Genomic DNA, 10,679 nt, shown 5'->3' with positions numbered 1-10,679 from the left:
ACCACCGGCTCAGCACGCCGAGGTCCAGCCGCGGTGGCCTCCGGGAGCGGCCGCGCGCCGGACTGCCCGCTGCTCCGGCGCGCGGTGGGCGGCACCATCGGCAGTGGCTCGCCGAGGCCGATCCGGCTGCCCCGGCGCGGGGCTGCCCCGGCGGGTGACCCCGGATCGACCGGTAACCGCGGCGTCGGCGCCGGCTCATGGCCCTCGGTGGGCCGGACCTCCGCAGGAGGGGTATCGGTGGTGAATCCGGGCCGAGGCTCGTCAGCGACGGTAGGACGCTGGACGCCGCCCTCGGCGGGAGGTGGCGCCGACTCCGGCGCCGACGCCATCGGGCCGGGCCGGGCCGGGGTTGCCCGTGACGATGGTGTCGGCGCGGCGGGGAGCCGCCGCGCCGACTGTACCACCCGGGCCACAGTCATCGTCCGGCCGGGCGGGCGTACCGAGCGCTGGGCGTTGCCTGTCGTGGCTGGCGGGGACGCCACTGCCGCCCGGGCCGAGTGGGCCGGGCGGGGGCGGACGGCGGGGCCGGTCAGCTCGAGGCGGACGGCGGAATCGTCCCCCGGCCCGGACAGCGGCTCGGGGGACGATTCCGGTTCGGACGGCGACCCGGACGGCAGAGGGCTCGGCGCGGCCAGCGGCAGGCGCTGCACCAGTGGTTTGACACCGGTCCGCACCCCACCCGATACGGGTGTGGCGGGGCGCAGCAGATCGTACCCGAGGCCCCCGGGCGCCTGCGGGTTGACCAGATGCCCGGGGGCGGTACGAAAGGTCGGATCCTGCCAGGTGCTCAACCGGTCCCGGAACCCGTCCGGATCGGTGAGGAGATCCTGCTCACCGACGGTCCGCCGCAGCGGCGGCAGCCATCGCCAGCCCGGGTCCGCGGATCCGGACGGCTCGGAGGGCTCGGACGGCGCCCCGGCCTGCCCGGTCTCCACCGGTACAGCCGCCGCCGAGCGCCGTCGGAGCAGTCGATCGAGCAGGCCCACGCTGGGTCACTCACCCTCGTTGATCCGTGTGTTGATGCGGGCGATCTCGCCCACGTAGCGGAGCCGCTCCGCGTGCGTGAGGTCGAGGATGTCGTCCCTCGACCAGTGGAAGTGGTAGGCGACGTACGCGACCTCCTCGTAGAGCCGGTCGGTCGCGTACGTCACGATTCCCCCAGGAGACCACCGGCGATGTCCACCTCGAACGCCGAGTCGCACGTGGGACAGGTCACGGCGGCGCGGGTATGGCCCTCCGCGTTGATCCGCCGGTAGAAGTCCTGCAGGAACGCCAGGTCCGAGGCGAAAAGCTGCTCGACCGTCTCGGCCCGGACGTCGGTGATCGTGCCGAGCCTTGTGATGACCAGGCTGAGCAGCACAACCGACAGGTATGCCGAGTTCTGCTTCACGCGCAGGTCGATCAGGGGCGTCAACTCGTCCCGGGCGGTGGCCAGCCGCATGCTGCCGTCCCGGTGCAGCCGGCCGTCCGCGTCGACGTACCCGCGGGGTAGTTCGAACGTGAACTCGGTCTGCAACCGCTGACGCGCGGGCGCCGACGGAACCCGCTCTGGCACCGGACCGTCGTCGGGGCCGCCGGGAAGCTCAGCGAGCGCGCCGAGGGCCCCAGCGGACACGCTCCGCCGTCTCATGACGTCGTGATGTCTTCATACACCACGGTGATCTTCTCGGTGGCGACCGACGCCTCACCGGCCTTCAGGCTCGGCCCCTCCCACTTGCTCACCCAGGCGTTCTTCAGGTCGAAGCGCCGCTGCTGGCTGCTCTGGCTGTCAGTGAGCACGATGCTGATGTTCTGGCGGGCCGTGTCGACGGCCCCTTTCTCAAAGGTATCCTTGATCCAACTAGTGAACGCGCTGCTCTTGTCCAGGCCGCGGGTGATCGTCACCTCGCCCCCCTTACGGGCGCCGGGCAGCTTGCGGATGATGTACTGCCCGGTCGGGGTCACCTGGTTGACCTCGATGGCGTCCAGTTCCACAATCAGCCCGCTGACCTCCTGAACCGACTCCACGCGGGCCTTGCCCAACTCCACCTGGAACGTGTGGACAATGAAACTGTCACCGCTGGCCATGGATCGTTACCGCCTTTCGGGTCATTCGCTGACGAGGCTGGTGCTGTCGGAGAACTGCGACAGCCGGAAGATGACGAACTCGGCCGGCTTGACCGGGCAGAGGCCGATCTCGCAGACCACCTGACCGCGATCGACCGCCTCCGGCGGGTTGGTCTCACGGTCACACTTGACGTAGAACGCCTCGTCGGGCGAACTCCCGAAGAGCGCCCCGTGCCGCCACTCCTCCATCAGGAAGGCCGCGATGTTGCGGCGAATGGTGCCCCACAGCCGTTCGTCGTTCGGTTCGAAGACCACCCACTGGGTCCCCAGCAGGATCGACTCTTCCAGGTAGTTGAACAGCCGCCGGACGTTGATGTACCGCCACGCGGGGTCCGACGACAGTGTGCGCGCGCCCCACACCCGGAGGCCGCGGCCCGGGAACGTCCGCAGGCAGTTGACACCGGCCGGGTTCAACAGGTCCTGTTCCCCCTTGGTGACGTTGTTCTGCAGCTCGACCGCGCCGCGCACCACCTCGTTGGCCGGCGCCTTGTGCACCCCGCGCTCGGTGTCGCTGCGCGACCACAGGCCGGCGATGTGCCCGCTCGGCGGCATGAACCGGTTCTGCCCGCTCGCCGGGTCAAAGACCTTGATCCATGGGTAGTACAGAGCGGCGTACTTGGAGTCGTAACCGGCTGTGTCCCGCCGCCAGGTGTACACCTGCCGGGCCGTCATGCCGGGCAGCGGATCAAGGATCGCCATCCGGTCACCCATCTGCTCGCAGTGCGCGATGACCGCGAGCTGTACCGTCTTGACCTCCTCGGCCGTTATCAGCCGCTGCTGGTACGCGCTCATCAGGTCGGGCACCGCGACCATCGTGATGTCGTCGATGCTCTCCAGCCCGCCGAAGCCGGTACGCGCATCGGCGTCGCCCACGTACTCGTTGGGTGACAACCGGGCCGGCGTCGCGGCGGTGGGCGCGGGAGGCACCGGGGGCGCGGGCAGCGTCACGGTCTGCTTGGCCGGGCGTGCCAGCGTGTTCGCTGGAGCCGCCTCTTCGACGGTGATGACCTTGGAGTGCTCCCGTACCTGGCTGACGACGTAGTTCTTGGCGCTTTTCTTGAACGAGACGTCGAAGGTCTCCACCACCGTGCCCGCCTGGCGTACGAGCAGCTTGAAGCGGTCATCCCCGGCGGCCTCACCGTCCGGGTCGGCGACCTCGACAGAGATCTCCCCGGCCGCCGCCGCGGCGGGCAGCGCGGCGACCTTGAAGGTGCCGAGCGCGGCCGGTGCACCGGCCAGTTCGGCCTTCGGCTCCGCTCTGTCGGTGGGGCGGCTGCTGGTTGGGTCGCCCACCCGCACGACGTAGCAGTTGCCGCCGCCGTTGGCGAGATAGCCGTACACGGCGTGCGGGAGATAGGCCCCCTCGACCATGCCCCCGTAGGTCTGGAGGTACTGGCTCCAGTTGGTCACCAGGGTCGGGGTGTGGAACGGCCCCTTCTCGGCGAAGCCCAGGAAGGCCGCCACCGCGGTGCCCACCCCCTCGATAGGGCGGGAGCCGCTCTGGACCTCCTCCACGTATACGCCCGGGGACAGGTACGACGGCATGGACGCTCCTTATTCCTGTGTGATCCCGCTGAAGCCTTGTCGATCGGGGCGTCCCCGCAAACGGTCACACGGGCCGGCGCCGAGGGCACGACCGGGGTGCCCGGATGGACGCGACGCGCGGGTCACCCGGTCTTCTCGTATTTGTCTCCGACCTTGTTCCACAGGCCCGGCTGGGGTGGGGAGAGGATCCCCCGGGAGCTGACAGTCTGCCCGTGCTCCCCGTCGGCTTCCCCGAGGAGTTCGGCTATCTTGTTCCAGTCCCAATCCCGCTGAACGATCATACGGTCGACCGTTGACAGAGCATCCGAGCGTGGGGTCGTTCTGCCGGCCGTCTCGGATGTTCCTATCGAAGTCCGCGTTGGGATCGTCCCTACGGGTGTCGGAAGCGGGGCCCATCTCGAGATTCGCCGGCATGTTCCACAGGAGTTTCTGGTAGCTTGTCGAGCCCACCCGGTCCTTCAGCGTGTCCAGAAAAATGTAGAGCGGCTGCACCTCGGCCTGGTCAGCCTTGGCGGCGGCGGTGAACAATGTGCTCAGGTTCCTACGGGAAATCTTGTGATGCAGCGTCGTCTGGTTCTTCCAGGGGTTGCCAGGCTCATTCCGGAGCCTGGTGTGCTCGGCCGTTATGGAAGCGGCGGCCCAGTCGCTCGTGCCGCCGCCTGTCTCATACCTCGGCCGGTACTGACTGCTGGTCATCTCCTTTTTGATGTTGTCGACACCCTCTTCGAGATCGTTCTCAGCGACTTCGATAGTGATCACATTGTCCGGCACCACACCGCAGGCGGCGAGGAGAACATCCTCCTGCTCGTTCGGCAGCAACTTCGCGAACCCCTCGATCCGCTCACCCACGGCGCGCACCAGCCGCTCGTACGGGCTTTCCACCGGCGGGGCCGGCGCCGGCGCCTTCGCCTTCGCCTTCGCCTTCGCCTGCCCCCGCGCGCGCTGTACAGGACGTGCCGAGCCCGCGCCGGTACTCGGGTGCGCGCCCGCCGTACGGGCGGCGGCCACCTGTTCCGGCGGCGCGGCCATGACCCGGGTGGCGGTGGCCTCGGCCTCGCGCTCGTAGCGGTCGGACGGGTCGGACACGCGCAGCCCGTCGCCCACGTCGGTACCCGCCACCGGCCCGGAACGTTGCTGCACCACGTGGGTCAGTTCATGGGCCAGCGTGTGCTTGCCCGCAACCGTGGAAGGATCGAACCCGCCGTGCCGGAACGCGATGTGCGAACCGGACGTGAATGCCTCGGCCCGCACCGACTCGGCTGCCGTGTGGCCAGCTGCATCAGTATGCAGCCGCACGTCCGAGAAGTCCGCGCCCAGCCGGGCCTCCATCTCCGCGCGCAGGCCCCCCGCAAGGGGCCGGCCAGCCGAACGCACCACATCGTGTACCGCCGACCGCTGCACCGGGTCCGGCTGCCCGGTGTCGCGCGGCACCACCTGATCGTGCCCGCCCGAGTCGTCGCGGACGTGCCGGCCGGATTCGAACAGGCGCGCCACCGGAGCGTTGCCCGCGACGCGTTGGAGGGCCAGCAACCCGGCCGCCGAACTCGGGCCGCCAGCAGCAGCTACGAGGGGCGCCACCGGGACCACCGGACGGTCACCGGCCCGCCGCGAAGACCGACTCCCATCCGGCGCCTCCGCCCTGCGCGGCGACTGCTCGTACGCACGCAAGGACCTCTCCTCCCATTCGTTCCGATGCCGTCCGCATTGATTTGTCCCGGCTCATGTTTCCGGCACAGATACTTTCTGTTCCCGCTCGCGGCACCATGACGGCCAGTCTGATCACTGACCGTTACGGATCCTGGTGAAGAAGGCCAGCAGAAAGCGAGCGTTGGTGGCGGCCTGGTCGATCGTGAGGTTGGCGCCGTCGCTTCGGGGAGAGATCGCGCGGTTCTCGAAAAGCGGGAGGGTCGTCCCCCCGTCCCGAGTGTCGAGGGTCCCGGCCGAACCGAAGCTCTCCAGTGCCTCGACCGCTCCCCCCTGAGCCTCATCGGAGACCCCGGGGCGGCTGGCGAGCCACTGCTGCATGTGCTGTGGTAACAGGTAATCCTGACCGGCCGGGATGCCCGTGAGCCAGTCCTGGATGGTGACCGTCGCCAGCGCCTGCTCGAAAGCCTCAGACGGGGCGCGCACCGGCGCTCCGTGCTGGTCAACCCCGGTGAGCTGCCCCGGGTTGGGGGCGATCAGTGCGGAGGCCGGGGTGAGCCCTTGGTCCCCGCCACCCTGCAGGAGCGGGTTCGCGTTCGACACGGCGAGGACGGCGTTGACGAGTACCAGCGGGTCGTTGCGAATCGCGTCCTGCTGTGCGGCGGGCAGGGCCCCGAACATCTGGGCGAAGCTGTTGCGGGGCATGAGGGGCAGCCGGGCCTTCACCCCCAGGTTCCGGCCCGGCGGCCGGCGGAGCAGCTTCATGCTCAGCATGACCGCAGCGAGGAAACCGGTCAGTTCACCGGTGCTGGCGGCCAACGCGGTGGCGTAGTTCGGGTCCTGCTGCATCTGAGCGACCACCTGCCGGGCGAGGTTCGGCGCCCGGCCCTGGACCCGGAGGAACTCCGGGCTGTCATCCGGCGGGTAGATCGTGGCCCGGTCCGCACGGCGCTCCTGGGTCTGCTGGGGGGTTTCGCCCGGTACGTCCCGCCCCAGCCGCTCCATGACCGCGGACAGGTCGGTGAGCGGAACTCCCGACGTGGCCTGCATCTTGAACCGGCCGTCCCGCGACCCACCGGAGAGCAACGTGTCCCTGGCTGCCAACCCGCCCGACCCCGACAAACCGTGCTGCTCGTGGCGGACGAAGTGCTCCTTGTAGTCCCTCACGGGCAGCGGGTACGGCGGTCCGCCATCCACTACCGTCGGGCCGGGGCGTCCGACGAATGCCCTCAACCGGACTATGATCGCTCTCATCTCGGCCAACGCCCGATCCAGCGCCGCCATACCTGCGGGGGTCTCCTCGAACGGCTCCGTGACGAACTCGATGTTGCTCACCAGCGGCCCTGGCGTGTCGTCCGCCTCGAGCCGGAAGTCGGTGCCGTTATGTAGGACCGCGTGCCGTTCAACCGGGCTTACCTGGTCGTCGTCTATTGCGGGCACGATGTTCCGGAACCGGCGCATCGTGCCGTGCTCAGCCCGGATCCGCCGCCATGGCCGCCATGTGTTGTCCTCGAACTCGAACCCCACCCTGCGCTGGACGATCTGACCGGCCTCGCCCGCCGCTGGCCGCTGTCCTCGCGCGGAGGGCTTGGTCCGGCGCTGGAGGTTCTGGTCCGGCGCCGGACCGGACACGGCGGCGATGGCCGTCTGCTCGGCCACGCGTTCGTCCCGGTCGTCAGGGTGACTGAGTGAGTAGCCTTCGGCGGTCGGGGTGCCCTCGACCGGCCCGTTGCGCTGCTGGACAACGTGGGTGAGTTCGTGCGCCAGCATCCGGCGGCCAGCCGTGGACGACGTGTCATACCGGCCCCGCTGGAAGACCACGTGTGAACCGGAGGTGTACGCATGCGCCTGAACGGAGACGGCGGACTCGTGGGCGGCGGCATCGGTGTGGACCCGCACGTCGGAGAAGTCCGCGTTCAGCCTGGCTTCCAGGTCGGCGCGTACCGGCTCGGCGAGCGGCTGCCCGGGCGAGCGCAGGACATTATGAACCGGGGAGCGTTGGACGTTTTCCGGTCGCGGTGGGGAAACGTGGCGGGAGCCATCGCCACGATCCTGAAAACCCTGCAGCATCGCCGATACCGCAGCGTTGCCGACCGTGCGCTGCAACGCCAGCACCGCCTCAGGACCGGCCGCGTGGGGCGGACCCGACGGTGACGATCGGGAGGCCGGTGGCCGGCCCGTCCGGGCGGCTGACGCAGCATGCGGCTCTCTGGCGTGCATGTTCCTCCCACCGTCGACGTGCGACGCCTTCCACCCTGTGGTGACCCGCGGACACGCGCCAGAGGCCCGCAGGCGCCCGGCAGGGCAACCAGTGTTGCCCGGAAGGACACGGGCATCAGGGCGAGCGGGCGCGCATACGCGCCGAACTCGCTGTCCAGCACCAGCCGTCTGGCTCGGCACCCCGAATGGTATGGTAAACGGTATGGCAACAAAAAAATATACGGTAACGCTACCCGAGGAACTGGCCGAGGAGATCCGTGCCGAAGTCGGCGCCGGCGGTTTCAGTCGATATGTCACGCAGGCCATGGAGCGGCAGCGGGAACGGGACCACCTGCATGAATTTGTTGGCTGGTGGGAGTCGGAATACGGCGAGGTCACCGGGGAAGAGCTCGCCGGGGCCGAGGCCGAACGTCATGAGATCCAGTGCCGTCATGCCGAACGTAAGGCCCGTCCCATGCCGTCATCGATGCCTGCCCGCACGGCGAGTTGATGCCGGAACTGGTGTATCTCCTGGATAGTGAAGCTCTTGCGCAGGCCGTTCGCGGCGAACGGCGTATGGGCGCGCGACTCAAAGATGCTGACCGCTCCGGGATCCGGGTTGTGACCACCTCCATGACGTTGATCGAGGCCTATCACAAGCGGGTGAATCGCGGTGCTTGGCGGTGGACTCTATCGAAAATTGCGGTGGCGTCCGTGACTCGGGAGATCACCGATGAGGCCATCGGCCTGCTGGCGGAGGCTGGTCTCCATGGCCATAAATACGCCATTGACGCCGCGCTCGCCGCTGTCGCGCGCAGGGAACACGGTGACGCCGCCGTTTTTACCTCGGACGAGGAGGACATGCGGCTGCTCTGCGGAGATCGGGTCATGGTGGTCAAGGTCTGACGTACGATTGCCGCACGACACGGCAGATCTCTGAGCAGGTGTGCTCCGCATCAAGCGTGCACCGCCCCGGTCAGGTGGGCGTAGCCGTCCCGGACCAGGATACCGGTGAACGCTGGCCAGACCTCCCCGTCGTCGATCGCCTTGGCCGAACGCCCACCGACGTGCATCAGCACAGTTCAGGCAGACAAAATTCTCCTTCACCCGCGTAAGAGCGCCCGGCAATAGGGCGCTCTAAGTCGGCCACTCATACGGATCACGGGGCCCAGTCGCTTACTGTTGTACAGGGAAGAGCCAGTCCTCAATCAGTGGCGGTGCCGGCGGCCCCTTCGCAAGCCATGCATGGATGGCTTCGATGAGTGGACCGGGATTTTGCCGTGAGCGGGGGAAGGTTCGACTGCTGGTGAAGAGCAAGCCGGCAGCAGCACCGCCGGCCTGTAGGGTCCGAAGCATGATCGGACGAAAATCCTTGACATTCTCGGTCAACAGCCAGCATCGTTCAGCTGCAGCCCAAGCATACAGATCATCGTCCGTCACAGCGCGCAGATCGACCCGCTCAACAACAGCAATAACTGTACGGCCACGCTCACGCAAAACATCGGCGATCTTTGGCGAGAACATTTCATCCAGAGCTAATTCAACTGGTCCCGGCTTCGGCGCACTCATGCAATAAGCCGCTGCCGAATGCGCCACGCATGCTCAGCGCGTGCCGACGCTTCTTCCGCGACCGCAATCTCCGCGTCGATCTCGTCGTGATGGTCACCGTAGTAGCTGATCACACTGCTGATCCGGTTGACGTCAACCGCGAACACCTCCGCCGCAGCCGCCACCGCAGCCGGCCCTCGCTCATCGATCTCACGGAGGAACTTGACGACCTCCCAGACATCGGGCCCATACGCCAACGCTGCCCGACGCCCCGAAGGGCCGCCCTTGAAAACGATGCCCGGGTGTTCGGCCATCCGCAGCCCCTCATCGACAAGCCGCTGGGCCAGCGCCGAGGTGTTCGCTCCGGTCTCGGCTACCGCACGTTGCCGCAACCGAGTCAGTAGTCCCGGCTCAAAACGTATGGATAGAGGCGTAGCCACGCACTACAGCGTAGCACATACACTACGGTAGTCTGCGGTCGTGGCTCAGCTTCCTCGGGTAGCGGTGCTCGGCCCCGGGCCTGTCGAGGGGGTGGACCTGACGTTGGGCGCTGTCTACGAGAGCGGGACCGCTCCACTCCCCAGCGTTGCCAGGAAAGGACACAGGCATCAGGCGAGCGGGCGCGCATACGCGCCGAACTCGCTGTCCAGCACCAGCCGGCCGAGCTTGCGGTACTCGCGTTGCACGGCGGCCACCAGGTGGTCGGTCGTGACCGCCCGCCCGGACTCGGCGGCCAGGTACGCGGCGGTCACCACGCAAGCCCGGATGCTGCCGCCGGCCAGCTCGAAGCTGCGGGCACAGAAGTCCAGGTCGAGGTCGCCGTCGCGGGGCAGTGTGGGGCCCAGACAGTGGTCCCACAGGGCGTGCCGCTGTGCCGCGCCGGGCATCAGGAAGTCGACGATGACGTCGAGCCGCCGGGTAAAGGCGTCGTCCAGGTTCGCGCGCAGGTTCGTGGTGAGGATCGCGATCCCGTCGAAGGACTCCATCCGCTGCAGCAGGTAAGCGCTCTCCATGTTGGCGTACCGGTCATGGGCGTCCCTGACCTCGGAGCGCTTGCCGAAGATCGCGTCGGCTTCGTCGAACAGCAGGACTCCGTTGACACCGTCCGCTTCGGTGAAGATGCGTTCCAGGTTCTTCTCGGTCTGCCCCACGTACTTGTCGACCACCGTGGACAGATCCACCACATACAGGTCAAGGCCCAGGTCAGCGGCGACGACCTCGGCTGACATCGTCTTGCCGGTGCCCGAGTCACCGGCGAACAGCGCCGTCACGCCCCGGCCGCGACCGCCACCCGGGCGCATCCGCCACCCGCCGAGCACCCGGTCCCGGTGGCGGACCCGGCTGGCCAGCTCGTCCAGCTGGGCGACGACCGGTTCCGGCAGAACCAGGTCGGCCCAGCCGACCGCCGGTTCGACGCGGCGGGCGAGCTTCTCCAGCCCGGCCGCGTTCTGCGAGCGGACCCCGGCGCGCAGGTGTGCCGCGCCGACTGGAACCGCGCCGTCACCGCCGCCCCCGGCGGCGGCATCCATCAGCGCCTGCTGGCGGGCTGCTTCGGCGGCCCGCCGCACCTGCTCCGGGGTCAACAGGTACGGGGCCAGCTCGCGGGCGGGATCGAGGCCGCCGGCCAGGACGGCGGG

The 10,679-nt window shown here is 68.5% G+C and carries 11 protein-coding genes and 1 pseudogene; 2 read left to right on the top strand and 10 right to left on the bottom strand.

Features of this window, described 5'->3' with window-relative positions; genetic code table 11:
* The 7 genes and pseudogenes from MJ783_RS06330 to MJ783_RS06300 form a co-directional block, all read right to left on the bottom strand.
* Positions 1-935, bottom strand: a pseudogene (locus tag MJ783_RS06330) (hypothetical protein); the annotation flags it as partial.
* Positions 936-992: 57 nt separating this feature from the next.
* Positions 993-1,151: a DUF6760 family protein gene (locus MJ783_RS06325; RefSeq protein WP_239309087.1), complete on the bottom strand. Its 159-nt coding sequence runs from the start codon at positions 1,149-1,151 to the stop codon at positions 993-995.
* On the bottom strand, positions 1,148-1,630 hold the full coding sequence (locus MJ783_RS06320) for a hypothetical protein (RefSeq protein ID WP_239380452.1): 483 nt from the start codon (positions 1,628-1,630) through the stop codon (positions 1,148-1,150). Before MJ783_RS06320 ends, MJ783_RS06325 begins: the two co-directional genes overlap by 4 nt.
* On the bottom strand, positions 1,627-2,067 hold the full coding sequence (locus tag MJ783_RS06315; protein WP_239309083.1) for a phage tail protein: 441 nt from the start codon (positions 2,065-2,067) through the stop codon (positions 1,627-1,629). Before MJ783_RS06315 ends, MJ783_RS06320 begins: the two co-directional genes overlap by 4 nt.
* Before the next feature lie 21 nt (positions 2,068-2,088).
* Positions 2,089-3,651, bottom strand: a complete 1,563-nt coding sequence (locus MJ783_RS06310; protein WP_239309081.1) for a phage tail sheath subtilisin-like domain-containing protein — start codon at positions 3,649-3,651, stop codon at positions 2,089-2,091.
* Between the two features lie 9 nt (positions 3,652-3,660).
* Entirely contained in the window at positions 3,661-5,229 is a 1,569-nt protein-coding gene (locus MJ783_RS06305) for a DUF4157 domain-containing protein (protein ID WP_305039479.1), read from the bottom strand.
* 201 nt (positions 5,230-5,430) lie between these two features.
* A complete protein-coding gene (locus MJ783_RS06300) occupies positions 5,431-7,401 on the bottom strand; it encodes a DUF4157 domain-containing protein (protein WP_239309078.1) in 1,971 nt (656 codons plus the stop codon).
* Positions 7,402-7,717: 316 nt separating this feature from the next.
* Between MJ783_RS06300 and MJ783_RS06295 the strand changes: the two genes are divergently transcribed.
* Positions 7,718-8,005 (top strand): CopG family transcriptional regulator, encoded by a 288-nt coding sequence (locus MJ783_RS06295; protein ID WP_239309076.1) that lies wholly within the window; start codon positions 7,718-7,720, stop codon positions 8,003-8,005.
* On the top strand, positions 8,005-8,400 hold the full coding sequence (locus MJ783_RS06290; protein WP_239309074.1) for a PIN domain-containing protein: 396 nt from the start codon (positions 8,005-8,007) through the stop codon (positions 8,398-8,400). The genes MJ783_RS06295 and MJ783_RS06290 overlap by 1 nt, the downstream gene beginning before the upstream one ends.
* A 270-nt stretch (positions 8,401-8,670) precedes the next feature.
* Here MJ783_RS06290 and MJ783_RS06285 read toward each other — a convergent pair whose 3' ends face one another.
* From MJ783_RS06285 to MJ783_RS06275, 3 genes are all read right to left on the bottom strand, one after another.
* Entirely contained in the window at positions 8,671-9,063 is a 393-nt protein-coding gene (locus MJ783_RS06285; protein WP_239309072.1) for a DUF5615 family PIN-like protein, read from the bottom strand.
* Complete coding sequence (locus MJ783_RS06280; protein WP_239309070.1) at positions 9,060-9,482, bottom strand: hypothetical protein; 423 nt, start codon at positions 9,480-9,482, stop codon at positions 9,060-9,062. The genes MJ783_RS06285 and MJ783_RS06280 overlap by 4 nt, the downstream gene beginning before the upstream one ends.
* Before the next feature lie 168 nt (positions 9,483-9,650).
* The coding region (locus tag MJ783_RS06275; protein ID WP_239309068.1) for an ATP-binding protein at positions 9,651-10,679 on the bottom strand (1,029 nt) is incomplete at its 5' end.

This window comes from Protofrankia sp. Cj3, assembly GCF_917627355.1.
Lineage (GTDB): Bacteria > Actinomycetota > Actinomycetes > Frankiales > Frankiaceae > Protofrankia.
Note: the sequence above shows the minus strand (reverse complement) of the source record. Positions and strands in the feature narration are given on the sequence as shown.